This window comes from Xenorhabdus eapokensis (genome assembly GCF_001908105.1).
In genome coordinates this window covers 316,120-338,892 of record NZ_MKGQ01000001.1, presented here as the reverse complement: position 1 = coordinate 338,892, position 22,773 = coordinate 316,120, and the positions used below count along the sequence as shown (strand labels likewise).

The following is a 22,773-nucleotide window of genomic DNA, read 5'->3' as shown; positions in this document are numbered from 1 at the left end:
CGGATATATATAAGCATCTTGTGATAAATCAAGTGCTATAGAATAAAACGCCAGTCCTATAAGTGCCAGTATTAAAAACAGTAATTACCCCCTACTTTGCAAATCACTGCTTGATAGGCTGTAATTTGCAATTTATTAGACTTTATTAGTTTAGGAGTTTACGTAAAGACTGTTGTTAAGGCGCCAAACGTTCAACATTCCACTTATCACCTTCACGCTGATACAGGAAACGATCATGAAGACGATGGGCACCGCCCTGCCAGAATTCGACTGAGTCAAATTTGACCTTGAATCCCCCCCAAAAACCTGGAAGAGGTACTTCACCATTTTGGAATTTCTGTTTCAACTCCAAAAATTTCCCTTCCAAAATGCTTCTGGTTGAAATCTTTGAGGATTGCTGGGAAGCCCAAGCTGCAATTTGGCTATCCTTGGGACGGCTATGAAAATATTTTACAACCTCAACCGGAGATAAACGCTCAGCTCTGCCGAGAAAACTGACCTGTCGTTCCAATTGATGCCAAGGAAAATGGAGACTGATCCGGTTATTCTGGGCCAGATGTTTTGCCTTACGGCTGCCAAGATTGGTATAGAATATCAGGTTATTAGCATCAAAATGTTTTAATAGAACAATACGTTGATAAGGTTGCCCATGTTCATCTACTGTGGCAATACACATTGCCGTCGGATCGATGAGCTTCGCTTCACAAGCCTGCTTTAACCAACATTCAAAGAGTTCAATCGGTTCTTCAGTAAGATTTTTTCGCCTTAAGCCACCACGTATATATTCACGGCGCAGTTCTGCGATATCTGTTTCATTATTTTCTGACATTTCTAACTCTCGATTTATTAATGCGTATTAGCATATCATTGTTATCTGTTAGCTAACTGTCTTCTAATAATGATCATCTGTTAACTGACCATTATCCAACCAATTATCTGACAACCGGATAAATTGCACCTAAAATCGTTTCTCTATCCGCACCTGTGACTGATGGCAGGTTACCAGACAATCCAGACATTGTTCGGAATGCCAGCCAGGCAAATGCCAGTGCTTCCATATCGTCACCGCTTAAGCCATATTTGTCTGTCGTAGTTACTTCAGTACCTGGCAACAAAGCCGATAAACGGTTCATTACGAGAGGATTACGCGCCCCGCCGCCACATACCAGAAGACGGTCACATCCACCACTCAACATAACTTGCTGGGCAATGCTTACAGCCGTTAGTTCAGCCAATGTGGCTTGAACATCCACTGGTGCAACATCAGGAAGATCAGCCAACTGTTTTTCTAACCATGCCATATTAAAGTATTCACGCCCTGTACTTTTCGGTGCAGTACGTGCGAAATAGGGATCAGAAAGCATCTTTTGGAGCAAGGATTCATCAACAGAACCTTCACTAGCCCACTGTGCATCTTTGTCGTAAGGTAACTGCTTATGTCGCCATGTCCAGGCATCCATCAACATATTACCCGGTCCGGTATCATATCCCTTAACGGCTGAGTTAGGCAGAAGTGCTGAAATATTTGCTATTCCACCAATATTTAAAATAATACGTCTTTCTGTCGGATGACCCAATACCGCCATATGGAAAGCTGGCACTAAAGGGGCTCCCTGACCACCATAAGCCATGTCACGCCGTCTGAAATCACCGACCGTTGTAATATTGGTCAGTGCTGCTACACGGTTATTGTCACCGATTTGCATGGTAAAAGGTTTTTCACCGTCCGGCTCATGCCATACGGTCTGCCCATGACACCCGATTGCTATAATATCATTTGCAGTCAGTTCTGCTTTATTCAGTAATCCTTGAACAGCTTGCGCAAAGAGGGTACCAAGCTCATAGTCAAATCTCCCAACCATGGATAAAGTTGTCTGCTGTCCTTGACAAATGGAAAGTAATTTTTGTTTAAGCTCTTGCGGAAAAGGATGGCTATAACTCACTTGTTGAATAACAATTTTATCACTAATCTCTGCCAAAATAACATCAACCCCATCCATACTGGTGCCAGACATCACACCAATATAACGTCCTGATTTCATAAACACTCCCCTATTATGGATTACATTTAACATGTGCATTACCTTTAATCTCGCATAAACTATAAAGCACATCTATTTGGACTATATATACTTAATGATTATTATCAGAGATAAAATCTGAGTTTTGGAAAGCCCTTCACAAAACATGCTAAGCTTTTGGTCAGGAATTATTCCTTTCAGAGTTCATCGTGAATACTTATTATATGTAATTGTGCATTATTAGTAGCATGCAAATTTATTGGTTCTGCTGCTAACAATAGTATCCATTACTAGATAGAGTAGCCGAACACTTGGTGATCAGTTTATTATCAAGCTTCCCTAATCGGGCATTAAAATTAGGAGTGATTATGTTAAAACGTTTCCTGGTTGGCGCAGTTATAGTAACCTCGTTGTCTGGCTGTGCAGACATGGGAGCACTTTCTAGTGATACTTACTCTGTTGGTCAAGCCAAACAAGCTCAAACTGTGACCTATGGTACCATTCTGTCTATACGCCCCGTCACAATTAAAGGCAAACAAACTGGTGATCCTAATATGTTAGGTTTCATTGGTGGTGCTGTTTTGGGTGGATTACTAGGTAATACAGTTGGTGATGGTTCTGGTCAAAGGCTTGCCACCGCTGCGGGGGCTATTGCTGGTGGTCTGGCGGGTCAAAAAATCGAAGGTGCTTTAGACCAAACGAAAGGTGTTGAGCTAGAAATTCGTATGGACAGCGGAAAAAGCATCATCATAGTACAGAAGTTAGACAGCATCGTGTTCAACAGAGGACAACGTGTCAGGATCGCAAATAGCGGAGATTCTTTGACTGTATCACCTCTCTAAAATGTGCAAATAACGCAAGACAAAAAATCGCGGTTTACCAGTAACAAGATCTGGGCCGCGATTTTATTATCGCTTAATTTTTAAATTACCTGTTTGTGCAATTGGTTAATATTTTTTTCAATTTTCTTTATTACAGAAGCAAGCAGAATTAACTCATCATGAGTAATTCCCTCCAAAATTTCTTTTCTTGTCGAATCAATAACACTATCCACTTCTCTAATAAAATTTTCTGATTCTTTGGTTAATTTGATTCTTTTTGCACGTCGATCATTGGCACATGTATGGCGTGTAATCAATTTCTTTTCTTCTAATTGATCAAGTGTTCTTACCAAAGATGGTTGCTCAATACCAATAGCTTTTGCGAGCTGTATCTGTGACTGCTCAGGTGGTAGTTGACTAATATTGTATAGAGTAACCCAATGCGTCTGAGTTAATTTCAACGGTTTCAAACGATGATCAATTAAAGCGCGCCAAATACGGACTAAACGTGCAAGATCTGATCCCAATGTCAATTCCAATTACTCCTCCTTATAATTAGAGACTCATATAACATCAATGAATTATCCAATCAGTTTATTCATCTGAATAATAGATACGTACTCTATATCATGCTTACATTAGCAGAGTCAGCAATTTCGCTAATTACCTAATTAGTATCGTGTTGGCTTGTTACTCAAAGTTGACATCTTCGTCGCCCTAAAGAGCGAAATTGTACGGCACACCGAATAAAATCGCGCATTAATCCACCAACGATATAAACTGTATAAAATAATCTTCCAACTAAACTAGTTTAAGTTTAAATATCAACAAAAAAAATACAACCCCCCAAAATATATACGTTTCCACTCAGTTAAAGTTCTATAAGAATAACCGCCATCCAAATACTAATCTATATATTTTTACATTAATATTATTTTTCTCTTACAATGATTGATAATATTGAAATAAATAATATAAAAAACAATAAGATAACAAAATAGATCATTTTATGTTCAATAAATAATTCTTTAATAAGAAATTTTACTGTAACGATTACGATAGGCAATAGAAGTGATATTTTGAAGTGACTTATCTCAAATAAAAGAAATGTAATATACATAATATATCATTTGTAACTAATAATACTTCTTAATTTTTTGTGATCATCCTAAACTATTATTCATATAAATGATATTTCTTAATCAATTTAGAGTAGAGTTAAAATAAATCAGGTTGTATCAGAATAATATTTTTTTCATCTTCCTTCTTTCTCAGCCCCCTTAGTTTTCTCTGATGACATAACCGCAATATTTCTCTTTTTTCACTATCCGATAATTTCATCCATATAAACCGTTCTTCCCTACTACGATAACATCCTTGGCAAAAACCACGAGGATCTGATTCGCAAACGCCTCGGCAAGGATTGGGAATAGCAAAGAATTCTAATTGTTCAGTCATCTCATCCTCCCCTATATCTATAAGTTTATCAAACACCCCTATAATCAAGGCTATTTATTGACCAGTATAAACTTCAGCTATGACATTTCAAAATAAAATGCTAAAGCTAAATAAACCGGATAATTTGAATTATTTGATCTATACACGCTATAGTTAACCAACACATGCAAATATGTGAGCACAGTTTTGTAATAAGCTTATGTTTCGCAATAAAATTATAAAGATCAAGAGGTAATCATGCGTTTACTCCACACTATGATCCGTGTTGGCAACATGCAGCGCTCAATTGATTTCTATACTCAGGTCATGGGTATGCGTTTACTTCGCACCAGCGAAAATTCAGAGTATAAGTATTCTCTCGCGTTTGTTGGTTACACCGACGAAAGTCAAGGCGCTGTTGTTGAGCTAACCTATAATTGGGGTGTTGAAAACTACGAAATGGGAACTGCATTTGGACATATCGCTTTGGGCGTTGATGATGTTGCAGCAACCTGTGAACGCATCAAACTTGCTGGGGGGAAAGTTGTTCGTGAAGCAGGACCTGTTAAAGGTGGAACAACCGTTATTGCATTTGTTGAAGATCCTGATGGCTATAAGATTGAACTCATCGAAAATTCAAGTGCCAGCAATGCATTAGGTAACTAACTCTATCAATAGCTATCGAGTTATAGTTAGAAATTAATTACATACTTAAATAAGGGCATATTGCCCTTTAATTCCTCTTCGGATAAGCATTACTCCTGCAAGACACACCAAATTTTGTCATAATATCCGCTATTACAGAATCAAAAACAGAATCCTGAAACTAAGAACTGAAAATCAGATGTCTAATCAAAATGATCAAAATATATTAAGTGGACGCTTTCGTGGCTACTATCCCGTTGTCATTGATGTCGAAACCGCTGGTTTTAATGCGCGCGCAGACGCTTTACTTGAAATTGCTGCAATTACTTTAAAAATGGATGAAAATGGCTGGCTAACGCCTGCCGATACACTGCATTTTCATATCGAGCCTTTTGAAGGGGCCAATCTTGATCCTGCCGCTCTCGCTTTCACTGGCATTGATCCTACGAACCCCTTGCGAGGCGCTGTCAGTGAATACACTGCCTTGCATGCAATTTTTAAAATGATCCGTAAGGGAATGAAAGATACGAAGTGTAACCGTGCGATTATAGTCGCTCATAATGCCAATTTTGATCACAGTTTTGTTATGGCTGCTGCTGAACGTGCTGGTTTGAAACGCAATCCATTCCATCCATTCGCTACTTTTGATACCGCTGCACTCAGTGGCTTGGTTCTCGGCCAGACAATTCTTGCCAAAGCCTGCATCACAGCGGAAATTCCGTTTGACAGTAATCAGGCTCACAGCGCTCTTTATGATACTGACCGAACGGCTCTACTTTTCTGTGAACTGGTTAATCGCTGGAAACGACTAGGTGGTTGGCCACTACCATCTATTGATAGCGCTAACTGCGAATCCTAAAAAAGCAAGCCCCATACCTGTCAAAATATGGGGCTATAAAAAGTAGCCATTATTCAGATGAATGACTGACCTTATTCCTGATCACGATACTTGTCGGCAGTCTCTTTGATCAATGTTTGTAGTTCACCACGTTGATACATCTCAACAAGGATGTCACAACCTCCTACCAACTCACCATCAACCCAAAGCTGAGGGAAAGTCGGCCAATTGGCATACTTAGGTAATTGAGCACGGATATCTGGATTTTGCAGGATATCCACATAAGCAAAACGTTCACCACAAGCTGATAAGGCCTGAACTGCCTGTGCAGAGAAACCACAGCTTGGCAATTTTGGTGAGCCTTTCATGTACAACAGAATGGGATTTTCTCTGATCTGGCGTTCGATTTTTTCAATGACTGCATCAACCGTCGTATCAGTAACCGTGTTAGTGTTTGTATTAGTCATTTTTGCTTCCTTAAAAACTGCAAGCGTTATTTATTAACATAAGATAAAGATTGATTCAGAATACCACTTTCTATGCTAATTTTTCTACCGTGAACTTTACATGGCAAATTTTTGCCATGACTTGCAGCAAATGATCATTAGATATTTCTCCCCCAACTGACTGTATTCAATCCATGTTAAGTTTAGTTCTGCACCAGTTCGCAGCGTGATAGCATCTTTTTCCCTGTTATTTAGCAGAAAAGTTGTTAAGATAATTATCAAAATAGTAACACGATAATAAGCTTAAATTTGCCCTGCCCATGGTTAGTGTCTAAGCCATGGTTTGCGGAGCCAAAAACCCGATATTAAAAAGGAGCATGCAATGTCTTTTGAATTACCAGCATTACCTTATGCCAAAGATGCCCTGGAACCACACATTTCTGCAGAAACCCTGGAATACCACTACGGCAAACATCACAATGCTTATGTTGTAAACCTGAATAATCTGACCAAAGAGACTGATTTTGCCGGAAAATCTCTGGAAGAAATTATCAAAACATCTGAAGGTGGTATCTTCAATAACGCCGCACAAGTCTGGAACCATACTTTCTACTGGCATAGCCTGTCACCAAATGGTGGTGGCGAACCAACCGGGAAAGTAGCAGACGCTATCAACACTGCCTTCGGCTCTTTTGCTGAGTTTAAACAGCAGTTCACAGATGCAGCCTTGAAAAACTTTGGTTCTGGTTGGACTTGGTTAGTCAAGAAAGCCGATGGCACTCTGGCTATCGTTAACACGTCTAATGCAGCAACCCCATTGACTGGTGAAGATAAGCCAGTACTGACCGTTGATGTTTGGGAGCACGCATATTACATCGATTATCGCAATGCACGCCCTCAATATTTGGAGCACTTCTGGGCTCTGGTCAACTGGAAATTTGTTGAAGAAAACCTAGCTTAATAAGATTAATTCTTATACTGACTTGAAATAATAAGGGCAGGTTTTCCTTCATTTGCACAATTTCGTATGCTGGAGAACCCGCCCTTAAAGTAAGTGGGCTATAAATTCTTCTTTTAGATCTTGGTCAACTCAGACAGAGGCTCCCCAGAAAAACAATCATGATTAATGCACTACTGGCGGCCAATAATCCCAATTTCAGATCTGTATCCATAGAACATCCTCAATGTGAAAATTAAAACACCTCAACACCATAAATTTTAGGCGATTATTTGTCATATTATCGAAAAATCGTACCGCAATATCTAATCCATACTCTTTATAGCATCGATTATTACTTTCACTTTTGAGTTAGATCAGACAAAATCCAAAGTTTACCGCTAAATTATTGCCAACCATCACCCCGTATATAAATATATTGGCAAACGATTAACAAATAGCTATACCCGATTAGAAAGATAAAGGGTATATAAATTAGACCAGAAGGTCAGGAGTCCTTTTTTCATGGCAACGATTAAAGATGTGGCTAAACACGCTGGTGTTTCAACCACAACCGTATCCCATGTTATCAATAAAACCCGTTTCGTCGCCGAAGATACCAAGGCCGCAGTTTGGGCTGCTATTAAAGAATTGAATTATTCCCCCAGTGCCGTTGCCCGCAGCTTGAAAGTGAACCACACCAAATCCATTGGATTGCTGGCAACATCAAGTGAAGCACCCTACTTTGCTGAGATTATAGAATCTGTTGAAAATAGCTGCTATAGCAAAGGCTATACTCTGATTTTATGTAACTCTCATAACAACCTCGATAAACAGAAAGCTTATCTCGCAATGCTGGCACAAAAACGCGTAGATGGTTTGCTGGTAATGTGTTCAGAATATCCAGAGCAACTTTTGAGCATGTTAGAAGGCTATCGCAATATTCCTATGGTGGTTATGGATTGGGGGGAATCCAGAGGCGATTTTACCGATGCAATTATTGATAATGCCTTTCACGGTGGTTACCTGGCTGGCCGTTATCTCATTGAACGCGGTCATCGTGATATTGCCTCCATCCCTGGACCATTGGCAAGAAATACTGGGGGGGGGCGCCACCAAGGTTTCCTCAAGGCACTAAAAGAAGCCAATATCGCCATTCGGGATGAGTGGATTGTACAAGGTGATTTTGAACCTGAATCCGGTTATCAAGCTATGTACAAAATCCTGAATCAAAAACATCGCCCAACCGCTGTTTTTTGTGGTGGAGATGTCATGGCTATGGGTGCGATTTGTGCCGCTGACGAGTTGGGATTGCGTGTTCCACAAGATATTTCAATCATCGGTTATGATAATATTCGCAATGCCCGCTATTTTACACCTGCATTGACAACCATCCACCAACCCAAAGAGCGTTTAGGGCAAATGGCCTTTTCAATGTTACTGGACAGGATCATCAATAAACGTGAGGATGCACAAACTATTGAAGTCCATCCACGCCTTGTTGAGCGGCGCTCTGTTGCAGATGGACCTTTTATCGATTATCGCCGCTGACGGTTAACTTTCTTGCAGCCATTCGGCATTAAGCGTTTCGCTATCCCCCAGATAATCAAGTAACCAGCTTAATGCCGGCGAGTGGCTTTTTTGCGACCATGTCAAACAGCATGGGCTATCAGGCAATGGTTGTTCAAGCTCAAGTGTAATCAGCTTGCCTTTACGGATCAGCGGCAGTGCACGATGTTTGGGCACCATGCCTACACACAATCCATCCATCAAGCAACTTAATCCAACATTCCAATCAGGAACAATCAATCGCCGTTGATTATTCAAGGCCCATGTATCGCGCTTAGGTAAGCTGCGCGAAGTGTCTTCGAGACATAAACTGGGATAAGGCCGCATTTGGTCATCATTCAATTTTTCCGATATGACTGCCAGTTCGTGTTCAGGACTGGCTACACACAACCAAGGCATGAACCCCATATCCCTGAAGCTATATCGCTCACCAACAGGAGAAGCACGTGTCGCACCGATGGCAACATCCACTCGACCATCCACCAGAGCATCCCATACGCCATTGAAAACTTCAGGATAGATAAGTAACTCAATATCTGGAAAATGGCGATAAAAATCCAAAATTAGCCGAAGCGTTCGCTCTGGTTTCACGACCTGATCAACCGCAATACTAAATTGCCCCCGCCAACCATTGGCAACCTGTTGGCATTGGTGCCGAGTGTGATTCATTTTTTTGATAACAGAACGCGCTTCTTTAACAAAAATTGCCCCTGCTTCTGTTAAATCGACATCACGATGACGACGTTCAAATAGAGATACAGCCAGCCATTCTTCAAGCTGTTTTACCGTATAGCTGACAGCAGAAGGCACACGATGAAGTTCTGACGCAGCCGCACTGAAACTTCCTGTTCTGGCAACTGCATCAATGACTTCCAGAGAGTATTCAGACCACATATATCTTCCTTTCAATTTTTTTCACAACATGGTGCAAATATTACCGTTTCACAAGTAAAAATCATGCTATATAAAATAAGCCCAATATTTCCTTATCCATTACCAAACTAAGTTATTAACACAATGACAACAAATAAAAACTCCATTCCATTTATGTCTTATCTCGCGGGCTTAAGCATGTTAGGCTATTTAGCCATCGATATGTATCTGCCCGCTTTTGATGCAATGAAAGCAGAACTAGGTACATCAACTAATGCTATCAGTGCGAGCCTCAGCATTTTTCTTGCCGGATTTGCTTTTGCCCAACTTTTATGGGGTCAATTATCTGACCGTTTAGGTAGAAAACCTGTTCTTATTATCGGTCTATCCCTGTTTTCCATTAGTTGTTTAGGTATGCTTTGGATAACAGATCCTATCCAGTTACTGATATTGAGATTTATGCAAGCGGTTGGTATTTGTTCCGCTGCGGTGACCTGGCAGGCTTTAGTCGTTGATAGGTATGATGCAGAACGAACCAAACGTGTTTTTGCTATGATCATGCCTTTGGTTGCTCTTTCCCCTGCTCTTGCTCCTTTGTTAGGCGCATGGTTATTAACGCATAATGGTTGGAGAATCATTTTCCTTGTTTTAATGATCGTAACGATATTGCTGTTAATACCCACCTTTTTTCTGGACAATAAGCGTACTAATATCGAAACTCACGCCGATAAAAAGGCAGTTTCTTTCTTTACATTATTAACTTCCCCAATTTTTAACGGAAATGTATTGATTTATGCATCTTGCAGCGCAGGTTTTTTTGCCTGGCTAACAGGTTCACCAACAATTTTGAAAGATATGGGTTATGATCCTACTGATATTGGGTTAAGTTATATTCCCCAAACTCTGGCATTTATGATTGGCGGGTATGGTTGCCGTATCTTATTGGAGAAAGTGAAAAGTGAAACAGTATTCCCATTTTTGCTGATGGGTTATGCTGTAAGTATGATCACTATTTATTTGATTTCCATATTAAGTGAGCCTTCATTTATCGCCATTCTTATTCCTTTTTGTGTGATGGCGGCAATGAATGGTGCATCCTATCCAATTGCAGTAGCAAATGCTCTGTCTGTTTATCCTCAGCATAGTGGTAAAGCGGCTGCATTACAAAATGCCCTGCAATTGGGACTCTGTTTTGTCGCAAGTATGATCGTCTCTGTATTTATGGAGTATCCTCTTTTATCAACGACAACAATAATGGCGCTTACGGTTATTCCAATGGCTGTCGGTTATTGGTTGCAAAAACAAGGTATTAAAAAAAACCACCAAGCATAAATATAATAATTTTCCAAAAAATAATAGGTAAGAACATTATTATCTAAGGGTTACGCCATTATGTGACCTTTAGATGATTGTTTAAATATCATTTCGCTCATATACTCATACGGATTCATTATTCTAAAAATTCGGAATTTGAGGTCTTTTAGGGCATTGACGCTCTACTTAATTTCAGGATGAATAGGCAATATGTGCTTTTCAATGCAAATTCTATATTATTTTCCAATAAACCTTCGAGGTTTTATATAATAAAAATCAGCTACAAAGTGACACCTTAAAATTCCATCACACAAATGTTGGAGAGTATATGAGTTCATCTTTCGTTGAAGGTAAAAAAACAATCACTAATCCTTGGCATAGGATTGCCCACGAATTGCTCCAGGAAGCTGATATTGATATCAATGGCAAGCGCCCTTTCGACATACGTGTTAAAAACCCTGACTTCTATAAACGCGTATTGAAAGAGGGTTCCTTGGGTCTGGGTGAGAGTTATATGGATGGCTGGTGGGAATGTGATCGCCTTGATATTTTCTTTCATAAAATATTACGGGTCGGCTTAGAGCATTGTATTCCCAAAAATACCAAAGACATCTTCAAGATAATTACCTCTCGTATATTTAATTTACAATCTCCCAAACGCGCCTGGATTGTAGGTGAGGAACATTATAATTTAGGTAATGATCTGTTTACTCGTATGCTTGATCCTAACATGCAATATTCTTGTGGTTATTGGAAAGATGCCAACACACTGGAAGAAGCACAATCTCATAAGCTGCGCCTGGTTTGCGAAAAACTACAACTGTCTCCAGGCATGACTTTATTGGATATTGGTTGTGGATGGGGAGGTTTGGCTGCCTATGCGGCAGAAAATTACGGTGTATCTGTCACAGGGGTAACGATTTCAGCCGAACAACAGAAATATGCACAAGAACGCTGTAAGGATCTGAATGTAAAAATTATCCTTGAAGATTACCGCAACCTTAACCTTCAGTTTGATCGCGTTGTATCCGTCGGCATGTTTGAGCACGTTGGCCCTAAAAATTATGATAATTATTTCAATATAGTGAAAAAGAATTTGAAACCGGATGGTTTGTTCCTGCTCCACTCCATCGGTTCCAATATTGATAAATTAGGTTCCGATGCATGGATCAGCAAATATATTTTCCCCAACGGCTGCTTACCCTCAATCGCCAAAATTGCTAAAGCAACTGCCGGAAAGTTTGTCATGGAAGATTGGCACAACTTTGGGGCCGATTATGACCGGACATTAATGGCATGGTATGAGCGGTTTACTGCCAGTTGGCATGAAATAGAGCATAACTACAGCCCACGCTTCAAGCGAATGTTTAGTTATTATCTGAATGCCTGTGCTGGTGCATTCCGTGCAAGAGATATACAGTTATGGCAGATAGTGTTCAGTCCACGAGGTATCGAAAAAGGATTAAGAGTACCTAGATAGCTCCCATAACGAAATTTCCCCAAGCTACAGAAACACCATTTCTGTAGCTTTCGCGTTTTATCGAATATAGAAATATTTCTTTATTATTCTTCCGTCTGTAGCCATTGTTTTTCTTGTGCTTGCTGAGCCACAACCCGTTCAACGGTATCTACAACCGCTTGAGTTTGTGGATCAATTTCAATATTAACCTTTTCACCCAAACGTTTTTTACCCAAAGTTGTACGCTCCAATGTTTCTGGAATTAAATGAACACAGAAACGATTATTGACCACATCTCCAATTGTTAGGCTAATTCCGTCAATACCAACAAATCCTTTATGCAGAATATATTTCATTAATTGTTTATCGTGAATTCGAAACCATATTTCATGGTTATTTTCAGAAGTGAAGATCTTGGCAATTTCTGCTGTCGTAATAACATGACCGGACATCAAATGTCCACCAATTTCATCACCAAATTTAGCCGCCCTTTCCAGATTGACTAAATCACCTACCCTCAGTTCACCAAGGTTGGTCAGGCGCAATGTTTCTTTCATTAAATCAAAACTGACTAAATCACCATCGATCTTAGTTACAGTCAGGCAGCAACCGTTGTGGGAAACAGAAGCGCCCGTTTCAATTCCAGGTAATAATTCAGCCGGAAATTTAACAATATGAGTTCGAAAATGCATTTTTTCATCAATGGCAACTATTGGTGCTTTTCCCTGAACGATACCTGTAAACATGGGAACCTCTTTCATAATTTTATCTGGTGGATTAGTTTAACCCACTCACCATTTTTAAACAAAATGCTGTTTAAACAGCATTTTGTTTAAATATCATTTTATTTAACACATTATTTTGGTTGAGTTTAGTTTCAGTTGAGTGTTGCTTCAATCACGTTGAGTATAAATATCGTGCAATGATTGGATTAATAAAATGAGTCCTATACAATATGGCAGCTTATAAGCGATATATTTTCCATTAACATCGTTTGCTCGCAAAATATTTCTTGTTTTTCTCGTTAATTTTCAATCAAAAAAGGTGTAGTACGTGCAGAAATATTTAAATGAAGCGCGTAGTTTGCTCGCTTTAGGGATCCCTATTGTCATCGCACAGTTTTCACAAACTGCGATGGGTTTCGTCGATACCGTCATGGCTGGTAAAGCTGGTGCTGTTGAAATGTCAGCGGTTGCTGTTGGTACATCAATCTGGCTACCAACCATTCTGTTTAGCCAAGGCTTATTATACGCCTTGACACCAATCGTGGCACACATGAATGGCTCAGGCCAGAGAAAAAATGTTGCAGGCCAGATCCAGCAAGGGTTTTGGCTTGCAACCTTCCTCGCTATCTTGACCATCGCAATACTGTATAACAGCCGATTTATTATAGAAGCACAACATAATATTGATCCTGCATTGGCACAAAAAGCCACGGAATTTATCCATGCCATCATGTGGGGAGCGCCAGGTTATTTGTTTTATCAAGTTTTGCGTGGTCAATGTGAAGGATTATCGAAAACCAAACCAGCAATGGTCATTGGCCTTGCCGGATTACTGGTCAATATTCCCGTTAACTATATTTTTATTTATGGTAAATTTGGTGCGCCTGCATTGGGTGGTGTAGGTTGTGGTGTTGCAACGGCGACTGTTTACTGGGTGATGTTCCTGTTGTTGCTTGTCTATGTGAAGTACTCGCCTTCCCAAAAAGATATCCAAACATTCCACAAATTTGCAAGCCCTGAATGGCATACACAGAAACGTATTGTACTGCTTGGCCTGCCCATCGCTTTGGCGATGTTCTTTGAGGTTACTCTGTTTGCTATCGTTTCACTGTTGGTTTCTCCACTTGGGGTCGTGGCCGTTGCAGGGCATCAAATATCTCTCAATTTCAGCTCCATGATGTTTATGTTCCCGCTGTCATTGGGGATAGCGGTAACCATTCGCGTTGGCTACAACCTGGGCCAACAATCAACAGAAGGTGCTAAGATATCTGCATATACGAGTATTATTGTTGGCTTGATTATTGCCTGTGTGACAGCAACTTTCACGATACTGTTTAGTGAACACATTGCGTTTATGTACAACGATAACCCTGAGGTTGTTCTTCTCGCCTCCCACTTGATGCTGTTTGCTGCTATTTACCAGCTTTCCGATGCAGTTCAAGTCATTGGATCAGGGGTATTGCGCGGATACAAAGATACACGTTCTATTTTCTTTATCACTTTTATTGCTTATTGGATCTTAGGGCTGCCCAGTGGTTATATTCTGGCATTGACTGATTATGTCACTAAGCCGATGGGACCTCAGGGTTTCTGGATTGGGTTTATTATCGGTTTAACCGCATCAGCATTTATGATGGGTTACCGTATTCTGTGGACACAAAAACAGCCCGCCCATTATGTTCTGAAACGTTCTACCCGTTAATTCAGCACATTTCAGTGTCCTGATTTACCAATACAAGGGGAAAAAGCTGCGAATTCATGCTAAAAGATGTAAATGCGAGCAATTGAACAAGAATTTGCATTTTTCCCCTTGCCAGAAAGCTCAGTGCCCGCTAATATTCGTCCCCGTTGTCAGCCACGAAAATTTAGATTGCGTCCGTAGCTCAGTTGGTTAGAGCACCACCTTGACATGGTGGGGGTCGGTGGTTCGAGTCCACTCGGACGCACCAAATATCTGGTTGACAAAAAAGAATCTTAATGTGCGTCCGTAGCTCAGTTGGTTAGAGCACCACCTTGACATGGTGGGGGGCGGTGGTTCGAGTCCACTCGGACGCACCATATCTAATTTATCACCTCATACTTTCCTTATACTCTTTTTAACTTTTTCCAGTTTTTTCATTCTATACCTTCTTGGTTCATGAACTAAATAGCAACCCAATCTACCTGTGTACTCAAAAATTCAATCATATCTTGTTTGCGCAACAACTCTCTGATTTCTTTAATCATGAACCATAACTATCTTCTCTTTTCTGTATGGAAATCCTTGCCAGAGCCATTTTTTGATTCATTTCACAGAAATTAGTCTCTATAATACGCTTATGTCATAAGTTGAATGGTTTCAGCCAATTAATTTACCGAATCCAGAAAAAATTACAGATGATTAGTCGAACTAAATCCACATATCTACACATACCTAACTTCACGCTGAAAAACCATTTGACGCTTACTGCTATCCATTTTCCATTGCTATCCATTCCACTATGTTGCGCAACTGAAAACAGCAGATGATGCAGGCATAAATGTTAATGGCTAGTGATTCACTCTTTTAATCCATTAAATCAGTAGATAGATTGTCATGAAAAAAACCAAAATTGTTTGTACTATCGGGCCAAAAACAGAATCCGAAGAGAAATTGACCGAACTGCTTAATGCGGGTATGAATGTGATGCGCCTGAACTTTTCTCACGGTGATTACGAAGAACATGGTCAACGCATTAAAAACATTCGCGCGGTCGCAGCAAAAACTGGCAAAAAAGCAGCAATCTTACTGGATACTAAGGGTCCTGAAATCCGTACCATAAAACTGGAAGATGGCAATGACGTCTCCCTTACTGCGGGTCAAACCTTCACTTTTACAACAGATAAATCTGTTATCGGCAATCGAGATCGTGTCGCCGTGACTTATGCAGGACTGCCAGAAGATCTAAAACCAGGAAACACCGTATTGGTTGATGATGGTTTGATTGCCATGACAGTTAAAGAAACTACCGCGACCGAAGTCATCTGTGAAGTATTGAACAACGGCGACTTGGGTGAAAACAAAGGCGTTAACCTGCCAAATGTTTCCATCAACCTGCCAGCACTAGCAGAAAAAGATAAACAAGACTTGATCTTCGGTTGTGAGCAAGGCGTAGATTTTGTTGCGGCGTCTTTTATCCGTAAACGTTCCGATGTTCTGGAAATCCGTGAACACCTGAAAGCGCATGGCGGCGAACACATCCAAATCATTTCTAAAATCGAAAATCAGGAAGGTCTGAATAACTTCGATGAAATTCTCGAAGCATCTGACGGTATCATGGTTGCCCGTGGTGATCTGGGTGTTGAAATCCCAGTTGAAGAAGTTATCTTCGCACAAAAAATGATGATCGAAAAATGTAATTCAGCGCGTAAGGTTGTTATCACTGCAACCCAAATGCTGGATTCAATGATCAAAAACCCACGTCCTACCCGTGCTGAAGCTGGCGATGTTGCTAACGCTATTTTAGATGGCACAGATGCTGTGATGCTTTCTGGCGAAAGTGCGAAAGGAAAATATCCTGTTGAAGCCGTTTCTATCATGGCAACAATCTGTGAACGCACAGATCGCGTTATGGGCAGCCGAATTGAACATACCAGAACTCAGAAACTGCGCGTTACCGAAGCCGTGTGCCGTGGTGCGGTTGAAATCGCAGAGAAATTGGAATCTCCATTAATTGTTGTGGCAACATATGGTGGTAAGTCTGCACGATCTATCCGCAAATATTTCCCTAATGCGTCAATCCTTGCGTTAACAACCAATGAAATCACTGCCCGCCAATTGCTGTTGATCAAAGGTGTTTCCACTCAGGTTGTCAAAGAAATCGCCTCTACCGATGATTTTTACCGTATTGGTAAAGAAGCGGCATTAGCAAGTGGTATGGCACACAAAGGCGATATCGTTGTCATGGTATCTGGTGCATTAGTACCTAGTGGCACCACAAACACTTCCTCCGTTCACGTGCTATAAGACTATATAAATTAAACAACAGTGCTGTCTAAATTTGGACAGTACTGGAATCATAAAGAAGCCCATATTTATGCAAATTGGGCTTTTTATATTTCTATGGTGCACAATCGTCGTAGTGAACGTTATAAACTAATATTCTTATTTCAAGTTACTGCTAAATACAAGAATATTTTACTATTTTCATTCAATTATGTTTATCTCTGCGGATTTTTTATATAACAATAATTCATGTTAATTTAACAATATTGATTCAATTATCCTTTTATCATTAAATTAATTAAACAGATAAGTAGCACTATGTTTATTATGATGAAAAGACAAAAATGGAATAGACATCACGCAACAGTTAAGATTATTCTGGTTAAATCATTTATTCGGTAACCCTTTATTGTCGATATCAAAAAATTACTGATTTATTTTGAAATAAAAAATGGTAAAAATTTTTTCATAGCAAAAATTTATTCTCTTTCTAAAATAGTTTGTGTAATACTTAGATAGCTACTTGGAGATTAACTTAATCTAGAGGGTAATGTGATGAATCGTACTAAAGTTGTATTTGGTGCAGTAATTCTGGCTTCTACTCTGTTAGCGGGTTGCTCAAGCGCGACTAAAGTTGAGCAACTCGCCTCTCAGGTTCAAACTCTCGGTTCTAAAGTTGACCAATTGAGCAGTGATCTCAGTTCTATCCGTTCTGATGTACAATCAGCCAGAGATGAAGCTGCTCGCGCGAACCAGCGCCTTGATAACCAAGTTCGTTCATACAAGAAATAATCTTTACAGTAGGTAGAAATTGTTGCTAAAAAATGGCGTACCTCTGTACGCCATTCCTATTCCTTACGTTTCAGGTTGATAAATCGGCCCTGGCTGATGTAATAGCGGTATCTTGGCCGGTTTAATTCCTGAGGTAACCGTTTCTTCCGTATCTTCAATTGGATCTAAAATCGCCTTTTCCACTTGCCCATTATTCACCTGTACTGGCATTCCTGAACGGCGAATAATAGCTTGATCAACACGGAATTCATCTGTTGCACGATTATTAATAAACTTCACTAAGCCTTCAGAACGTGGAATAGGCATTGTTTGTGGATCATCTGTCTCTTTATTAGAAAGTGGCTGATGAACTTCCACATAGCGCTTACCATCTGGCTCTATGGCATATTTCACCGGTTCATTAATGACCTGGACACGCGTTCCTCGCGGAACAGTCTGAAACAGGGCTTCGATATCATCAGGCCGCAAACGAATACATCCTGAGCTGACACGCATACCAATGCCAAAATTCGCATTTGTTCCATGGATCAGGTATTCACCACGCCCAGCGGCTAAACGTAAGGCAAAATCCCCCATTGGATTATCTGGACCTGCGGGTATTACGGCAGGTAAAATAATTCCCCGACTAGCATAATCCTTGCGAATATTAACGGTGGGTGTCCATGTCGGGTTCTTAATCAATTGGCTGACTGATGTTGTCATAGTCGGCGTGTTACGCCCAAGTTGCCCTATTCCAATAGGGTACACAACAACATAATTTTTTTCCTCAGGGAAATAATAGAGCCTAAGTTCAGCCAGATTGATAATAATTCCTTGACGAGGCGTGTCTGGAAGCAGCATCCGTGATGGAATAATTAACTCAGTGCCAGGTTTAGGTAAATAGGGATCAACCCCAGGATTTGCTTCCAACATCGCCAATAATCCTATTTGGTATTTGGCTGCAATGGATTCTAACGGGCGCCCGTCATCGGGCACAGTATAGGTAGAATTTTCGCCAATCAGACGGCTATTAGCAGGAGGCAATGGATACTCGATAGCATGGGCGATATTAGTCAATCCGCTTAACGACAACATGCCAATCAAGAACATGCCGATAACAGTTAAAGATCGCTTCATACGTGCTTCCTGAAAATGATATTGAATGTTTGTGGTTAATTAATAGTCTATTTTACAAAACTATTCTATCTCATTCGTAGTTATTAAAGAGAGGTGTATATATTCGGCTGTTCCTGCCAGTGAAATACTGACAGGAATAAAAAAACAAAATAGCTAAGATAAAATGGCCGTTGTCAGGCGAGATGTGCAACATAATTGTTGCTGATCATTGTAGATATCAATCTGCCAGACCTGATGTGAACGGCCAAGATGGACAGGTTTGCAAACCCCTTTAACCACACCTTCACGAACTGATTTAAGGTGGTTAGCATTAATTTCTACCCCCACCACTTTCTGTTCGCCTTCCGAACAAAGATAACCAGCAATCGAACCGAGTGTTTCAGCCAATACCACAGATGCTCCGCCATGCAAGATCCCGAATGGCTGTTTAGTTCGTTGGTCGACTGGCATTGTTCCTTCGATAAAATCCTCGCCAAGTTGGGTAAATTCGATCCCTACATGTTTTACCATACACTCACCATTAAATTGATTAAGTGTATTTACATCTATATTACGTTTCCAAATCACGGCATTATCTCCAATAAGGCTTGTAATGGATGTTTAAGTAATTTTCCTTCTATGCGCTTCACCTGGCTGCGACATGAATACCCTGTACTCAGGCAATGTTCTAAGGACAAATTTTTCAGTGCCGGAGCCCATGAAAGTTTGTAGATGCCAATGGATTTCTCCAGATTTTTCTTTTCATGACCATATGTACCCGCCATGCCGCAACAGCCGACACTGACTTGATTCAATTGATGACCAAAATGGCAGAAGATATCAGCCCACTGTTTACCGCTATTAGGCAATGCTGTCACTTCGGTGCAGTGGCCAAAGAGATACCAGTCATGTCTGGATATTGAATTATCGTTTTTTTCTTGTGACATTGTTTCCGGTAGAATGCTGGTCAGCCATTCATGTACTAACTGAACGTTAAAACTCCCTCTCCGTTCACCGAGAATAGCGTTGTATTCATCTCGGTAACACAGAACTAAAGCAGGATCGACACCTACCATAGGAATATTCAGATGCGCTATCCGATTAAGGAAGTCAGCCGTTTTTTCCGCGGTTTTGGCAAATCGATTCAAGAACCCCTTAATATGCTGGGCTTTTCCATTGGGTGAAAAGGGCAATAAGACCGGTTTATACCCCAACTTTTCTGCCAGCAAGACAAAATCGGTGACCACTTTCGCATCGTAATAACTTGTAAAAGGGTCTTGGACAATAAGCACATGTTGGTCACGCTGTAGTGACGATAAGCCTTCCAACTGTTCCAGAGTTGTCCTTGCAGCATAATGACCGGCAAGTTGTTGCTGCAATGTCGGATAGGAGAGTAACGGTAGATCAGCCATGCCAATGGTATGCCGGCTAATTTTTTGTACCCACGGTTGCTTCAGAAAAAAATTAAATACTCGCGGGGCCTTTGCCATTAATGGCGTACTGTGTTCAACATTAGCAACAATATGATCACGCAATGGACGCAAGTAACGGCTGTGGTACAACGCTAAGAAACGTGAACGAAATGAAGGAACATCGATCTTGATCGGGCATTGTGTTGAACACGCTTTACAGGCTAAACAACCTGACATTGCCTCTTTAACTTCATGTGAAAAATCATATTCACCTCGCCACGCCCGCCAACTATGCCGTGTCTTTTCAATCAGCCCGCGTAAACTGGGACTCGCTTGATCCAGCCCATACTCCAACAATTTGGGTTCAATCCCTTGTTCTGTCAAAAGCCGCAACCACTCTCTTACCAAGGTCGCCCTGCCTTTGGGGGAGTGTATGCGGTGCTGACTGATTTTCATTGATGGACACATTGGGCTTCTGACATCGAAATTGAAGCATAATCCATTACCATTACATTCCATCGCTCCGCGGAATGCCTCCCTGACATTGATCGGGATGGTACGGTCGTAAGTTCCACGCTTGGCTGCATCGACTTTCATCATTGGGGCATCGACTCCAATGGGTGGACAAATTTTCCCCGGATTCAGTCGATTGAGAGGATCAAACGCCGCTTTTATTCGGCGCAGTTCGTTATACAAGACCTCACCAAAAAAGGCAGAGCTATATTCTGCCCGAAAACCCTTCCCATGTTCTCCCCATAACAAACCACCATATTTGGCCGTCAAATGAACAACTTCATCAGAAATTTGTTGCATCAAAATTTCTTGTTGAGGATCACACATATCCAACGCAGGACGCACGTGCAAAACACCTGCATCTACATGTCCAAACATGCCGTAATTCAAGTTGTGATTATCCAAAAGCTGGCGAAATTCAGCGATATAATCGGCAAGATGTTGAGGAGGAACACAGGTATCTTCGACAAACGGAATAGGTTTAGCTGGGCCTTTACTGTTGCCTAACAATCCAACGGATTTTTTTCGCATGGCATAAATGCGCTCAATATCCACTAACTCATGGCACGTCTGATAGCCAATAATGCCCGCCTGATTTTTTTCTATCAATTCATCAAGGCGTAAGCAAAGCGCCTGCAACTGCTGATCAATTTTCTGTTCATCATCACCACTGAATTCGACAATATTCAGGCCTTGCAGATCCTTATCAGGCACATCAGTAATCAGTTCTTTCACTGAATGCCAGATGATATCTTCACGCGCCAGATTGAGTACCTTCGAATCTACCGTCTCAACTGAGAGCGCCTTGGCTTCGACCATAAAGGGGGCATTACGCAGGGCAGAATCAAAGGAGTTATATTTGACATTTACCAGTCGTCTGACTTTAGGTAACGGCGTGATATCCAGTGTCGCCTCAGTAATGAAGGCCAGCGTACCTTCAGAACCCGTCAAAATACGGGTAAGATCAAAAGACTGCATATCGTCGCTGAATACATGGCGTAAATCGTATCCCGTCAGAAATCGATTGAGTTTAGGGAATTTCTCAATGATTAATTGCCGTTGTTCGCGGCAACGCTCCAATACCGTTTTATAAATACAACCAACGATGCTCTCTTCTTGGGCAATCGATTCCGCCAATGCTGTGCTCATAGGACGGGTATCTAACATTTCCCCTCCCAGTAGAACAGCGCGTACACCCAATACATGATCCGAGGTTTTGCCATAAACCAACGATCCCTGACCGGAAGCATCGGTATTGATCATACCGCCCAACGTGGCACGATTACTGGTTGAAAGTTCTGGGGAGAAAAAATAACCGAAAGGTTTTAGATATTGATTAAGCTGATCTTTGATAACACCGGCTTCTACCCTTACCCATCCTTGCTCTGGATTGATTTCCAGAATGCGGTTCATATAACGGGACATATCCACCACAATGCCATTGTTAAGTGATTGCCCATTCGTGCCCGTTCCCCCGCCGCGTGGGGTAAAGGTCAGAGTCTTAAAACGCTTCTCTTCTGCTATTCTTGTCAGCAATACAACATCGGCACTGGAACGAGGAAATACAACGGCTTGTGGTAATAGTTGATAAATACTATTATCTGTCGCCATAGTCAGCCTGTCGGCATAGCTACTGGCGGTATCTCCAGTAAAACCAACTTCTTTCAGTGCAGTCAAATAGTCCTGTGCCAGTTCACTGACATGGGGGGCTTGTGATATACGTGGGATCATTGGCTAATTGCCCCTTATTCTAATAAATATCCACATTGCTTTATCTGTATACTATCTTGGATAACGTAACTAAGATAATTTTCTGGTTTCTGAGTAGGCAGGCTTTCAACCATATCACAATATTTATCGATTTTGAGCAACCAGTGAAATAACGTTATATTTAATTACCGTTGTTACTGCC

General features: G+C 40.9%; 20 protein-coding genes and 2 tRNA genes. 12 read left to right on the top strand and 10 right to left on the bottom strand.

The features are described from left to right. Positions 1 to 175: 175 nt before the first annotated feature. Together pdxH and anmK are read right to left on the bottom strand one after the other, a co-directional pair. The gene (pdxH, locus tag Xedl_RS01460; protein WP_074022287.1) at positions 176 to 829 is read right to left on the bottom strand and encodes a pyridoxamine 5'-phosphate oxidase; all 654 of its coding nucleotides are present in this window, start codon (positions 827 to 829) and stop codon (positions 176 to 178) included. 103 nt (positions 830 to 932) lie between these two features. After that, complete coding sequence (anmK, locus tag Xedl_RS01455; protein ID WP_074022286.1) at positions 933 to 2,042, bottom strand: anhydro-N-acetylmuramic acid kinase; 1,110 nt, start codon at positions 2,040 to 2,042, stop codon at positions 933 to 935. 347 nt (positions 2,043 to 2,389) lie between these two features. On the opposite strand from anmK, the gene Xedl_RS01450 reads away from it, so the two are divergent. Continuing rightward, the gene (locus Xedl_RS01450; protein WP_074022285.1) at positions 2,390 to 2,863 is read left to right on the top strand and encodes an outer membrane lipoprotein; all 474 of its coding nucleotides are present in this window, start codon (positions 2,390 to 2,392) and stop codon (positions 2,861 to 2,863) included. A gap of 80 nt (positions 2,864 to 2,943) precedes the next feature. On the opposite strand, the gene slyA is transcribed toward Xedl_RS01450, so the two are convergent. Both slyA and Xedl_RS01440 read right to left on the bottom strand, forming a co-directional pair. Next, complete coding sequence (slyA, locus tag Xedl_RS01445; protein ID WP_074019440.1) at positions 2,944 to 3,381, bottom strand: transcriptional regulator SlyA; 438 nt, start codon at positions 3,379 to 3,381, stop codon at positions 2,944 to 2,946. Between the two features lie 679 nt (positions 3,382 to 4,060). Further along, the gene (locus Xedl_RS01440; RefSeq protein WP_074022284.1) at positions 4,061 to 4,300 is read right to left on the bottom strand and encodes a DUF1289 domain-containing protein; all 240 of its coding nucleotides are present in this window, start codon (positions 4,298 to 4,300) and stop codon (positions 4,061 to 4,063) included. A gap of 237 nt (positions 4,301 to 4,537) precedes the next feature. Between Xedl_RS01440 and gloA the strand changes: the two genes are divergently transcribed. Together gloA and rnt are read left to right on the top strand one after the other, a co-directional pair. Further along, a complete protein-coding gene (gloA, locus tag Xedl_RS01435) occupies positions 4,538 to 4,945 on the top strand; it encodes a lactoylglutathione lyase (protein ID WP_074022283.1) in 408 nt (135 codons plus the stop codon). A 178-nt stretch (positions 4,946 to 5,123) separates the two neighbouring features. Then, positions 5,124 to 5,783, top strand: a complete 660-nt coding sequence (rnt, locus tag Xedl_RS01430) for a ribonuclease T (protein WP_074022282.1) — start codon at positions 5,124 to 5,126, stop codon at positions 5,781 to 5,783. Positions 5,784 to 5,854: 71 nt separating this feature from the next. On the opposite strand, the gene Xedl_RS01425 is transcribed toward rnt, so the two are convergent. Then, positions 5,855 to 6,229: a Grx4 family monothiol glutaredoxin gene (locus Xedl_RS01425; RefSeq protein ID WP_074022281.1), complete on the bottom strand. Its 375-nt coding sequence runs from the start codon at positions 6,227 to 6,229 to the stop codon at positions 5,855 to 5,857. 361 nt (positions 6,230 to 6,590) lie between these two features. Here Xedl_RS01425 and sodB point away from each other — a divergent pair, with 361 nt between their 5' ends. Together sodB and purR are read left to right on the top strand one after the other, a co-directional pair. Next, a complete protein-coding gene (sodB, locus tag Xedl_RS01420) occupies positions 6,591 to 7,169 on the top strand; it encodes a superoxide dismutase [Fe] (RefSeq protein WP_074022280.1) in 579 nt (192 codons plus the stop codon). 501 nt (positions 7,170 to 7,670) lie between these two features. After that, positions 7,671 to 8,696: an HTH-type transcriptional repressor PurR gene (purR, locus tag Xedl_RS01415; RefSeq protein WP_074022279.1), complete on the top strand. Its 1,026-nt coding sequence runs from the start codon at positions 7,671 to 7,673 to the stop codon at positions 8,694 to 8,696. A 3-nt stretch (positions 8,697 to 8,699) separates the two neighbouring features. Here the strand turns inward: purR and punR are convergent, their stop codons facing one another. Further along, positions 8,700 to 9,608, bottom strand: coding sequence for a DNA-binding transcriptional activator PunR (punR, locus tag Xedl_RS01410; RefSeq protein ID WP_074022278.1), 909 nt, complete (start codon positions 9,606 to 9,608; stop codon positions 8,700 to 8,702). A 123-nt stretch (positions 9,609 to 9,731) separates the two neighbouring features. On the opposite strand from punR, the gene punC reads away from it, so the two are divergent. Both punC and cfa read left to right on the top strand, forming a co-directional pair. Continuing rightward, positions 9,732 to 10,919 (top strand): purine nucleoside transporter PunC, encoded by a 1,188-nt coding sequence (punC, locus tag Xedl_RS01405; RefSeq protein ID WP_074022277.1) that lies wholly within the window; start codon positions 9,732 to 9,734, stop codon positions 10,917 to 10,919. A gap of 310 nt (positions 10,920 to 11,229) precedes the next feature. Beyond that, the gene (gene cfa, locus Xedl_RS01400; protein WP_074022276.1) at positions 11,230 to 12,381 is read left to right on the top strand and encodes a cyclopropane fatty acyl phospholipid synthase; all 1,152 of its coding nucleotides are present in this window, start codon (positions 11,230 to 11,232) and stop codon (positions 12,379 to 12,381) included. Positions 12,382 to 12,464: 83 nt separating this feature from the next. Here cfa and Xedl_RS01395 read toward each other — a convergent pair whose 3' ends face one another. Continuing rightward, positions 12,465 to 13,106, bottom strand: a complete 642-nt coding sequence (locus tag Xedl_RS01395) for a riboflavin synthase subunit alpha (RefSeq protein ID WP_074022275.1) — start codon at positions 13,104 to 13,106, stop codon at positions 12,465 to 12,467. 307 nt (positions 13,107 to 13,413) lie between these two features. On the opposite strand from Xedl_RS01395, the gene Xedl_RS01390 reads away from it, so the two are divergent. The 5 genes from Xedl_RS01390 to Xedl_RS01370 all read left to right on the top strand — a co-directional run bounded on the left by Xedl_RS01390 (position 13,414) and on the right by Xedl_RS01370 (position 17,841). After that, positions 13,414 to 14,787 carry an MATE family efflux transporter gene (locus Xedl_RS01390; RefSeq protein WP_074022274.1) on the top strand — a complete coding sequence of 458 codons (1,374 nt, stop codon included), beginning with the start codon at positions 13,414 to 13,416 and terminating at the stop codon, positions 14,785 to 14,787. Between the two features lie 170 nt (positions 14,788 to 14,957). Beyond that, positions 14,958 to 15,034, top strand: a tRNA-Val gene (locus tag Xedl_RS01385). 32 nt (positions 15,035 to 15,066) lie between these two features. Beyond that, a tRNA-Val gene (locus Xedl_RS01380) sits at positions 15,067 to 15,143 on the top strand. Between the two features lie 517 nt (positions 15,144 to 15,660). Beyond that, entirely contained in the window at positions 15,661 to 17,070 is a 1,410-nt protein-coding gene (gene pykF, locus Xedl_RS01375) for a pyruvate kinase PykF (protein ID WP_074022273.1), read from the top strand. 534 nt (positions 17,071 to 17,604) lie between these two features. Then, positions 17,605 to 17,841: a major outer membrane lipoprotein gene (locus Xedl_RS01370; RefSeq protein WP_047770169.1), complete on the top strand. Its 237-nt coding sequence runs from the start codon at positions 17,605 to 17,607 to the stop codon at positions 17,839 to 17,841. 63 nt (positions 17,842 to 17,904) lie between these two features. Here Xedl_RS01370 and Xedl_RS01365 read toward each other — a convergent pair whose 3' ends face one another. From Xedl_RS01365 to ydiJ, 3 genes are all read right to left on the bottom strand, one after another. Further along, positions 17,905 to 18,957, bottom strand: coding sequence for a L,D-transpeptidase family protein (locus Xedl_RS01365; protein ID WP_074022272.1), 1,053 nt, complete (start codon positions 18,955 to 18,957; stop codon positions 17,905 to 17,907). Positions 18,958 to 19,110: 153 nt separating this feature from the next. Beyond that, a complete protein-coding gene (locus Xedl_RS01360; RefSeq protein ID WP_074022271.1) occupies positions 19,111 to 19,524 on the bottom strand; it encodes a hotdog fold thioesterase in 414 nt (137 codons plus the stop codon). Continuing rightward, complete coding sequence (gene ydiJ / locus Xedl_RS01355; RefSeq protein WP_074022270.1) at positions 19,521 to 22,592, bottom strand: D-2-hydroxyglutarate dehydrogenase YdiJ; 3,072 nt, start codon at positions 22,590 to 22,592, stop codon at positions 19,521 to 19,523. The genes Xedl_RS01360 and ydiJ overlap by 4 nt, the downstream gene beginning before the upstream one ends. Positions 22,593 to 22,773: the final 181 nt, after the last annotated feature.

What these genes read in the sequence shown, in the direction of transcription:
- pdxH (WP_074022287.1), bottom strand. Translation starts at nt 829, where the DNA reads ATGTCAGAAAATAATGAAACAGATATCGCAGAACTGCGCCGTGAATAT.
- anmK (WP_074022286.1), bottom strand. Translation starts at nt 2,042, where the DNA reads ATGAAATCAGGACGTTATATTGGTGTGATGTCTGGCACCAGTATGGAT.
- Xedl_RS01450 (WP_074022285.1), top strand. Translation starts at nt 2,390, where the DNA reads ATGTTAAAACGTTTCCTGGTTGGCGCAGTTATAGTAACCTCGTTGTCT.
- Xedl_RS01440 (WP_074022284.1), bottom strand. Translation starts at nt 4,300, where the DNA reads ATGACTGAACAATTAGAATTCTTTGCTATTCCCAATCCTTGCCGAGGC.
- gloA (WP_074022283.1), top strand. Translation starts at nt 4,538, where the DNA reads ATGCGTTTACTCCACACTATGATCCGTGTTGGCAACATGCAGCGCTCA.
- rnt (WP_074022282.1), top strand. Translation starts at nt 5,124, where the DNA reads ATGTCTAATCAAAATGATCAAAATATATTAAGTGGACGCTTTCGTGGC.
- Xedl_RS01425 (WP_074022281.1), bottom strand. Translation starts at nt 6,229, where the DNA reads ATGACTAATACAAACACTAACACGGTTACTGATACGACGGTTGATGCA.
- sodB (WP_074022280.1), top strand. Translation starts at nt 6,591, where the DNA reads ATGTCTTTTGAATTACCAGCATTACCTTATGCCAAAGATGCCCTGGAA.
- purR (WP_074022279.1), top strand. Translation starts at nt 7,671, where the DNA reads ATGGCAACGATTAAAGATGTGGCTAAACACGCTGGTGTTTCAACCACA.
- punR (WP_074022278.1), bottom strand. Translation starts at nt 9,608, where the DNA reads ATGTGGTCTGAATACTCTCTGGAAGTCATTGATGCAGTTGCCAGAACA.
- punC (WP_074022277.1), top strand. Translation starts at nt 9,732, where the DNA reads ATGACAACAAATAAAAACTCCATTCCATTTATGTCTTATCTCGCGGGC.
- cfa (WP_074022276.1), top strand. Translation starts at nt 11,230, where the DNA reads ATGAGTTCATCTTTCGTTGAAGGTAAAAAAACAATCACTAATCCTTGG.
- Xedl_RS01395 (WP_074022275.1), bottom strand. Translation starts at nt 13,106, where the DNA reads ATGTTTACAGGTATCGTTCAGGGAAAAGCACCAATAGTTGCCATTGAT.
- pykF (WP_074022273.1), top strand. Translation starts at nt 15,661, where the DNA reads ATGAAAAAAACCAAAATTGTTTGTACTATCGGGCCAAAAACAGAATCC.
- Xedl_RS01370 (WP_047770169.1), top strand. Translation starts at nt 17,605, where the DNA reads ATGAATCGTACTAAAGTTGTATTTGGTGCAGTAATTCTGGCTTCTACT.
- Xedl_RS01365 (WP_074022272.1), bottom strand. Translation starts at nt 18,957, where the DNA reads ATGAAGCGATCTTTAACTGTTATCGGCATGTTCTTGATTGGCATGTTG.
- ydiJ (WP_074022270.1), bottom strand. Translation starts at nt 22,592, where the DNA reads ATGATCCCACGTATATCACAAGCCCCCCATGTCAGTGAACTGGCACAG.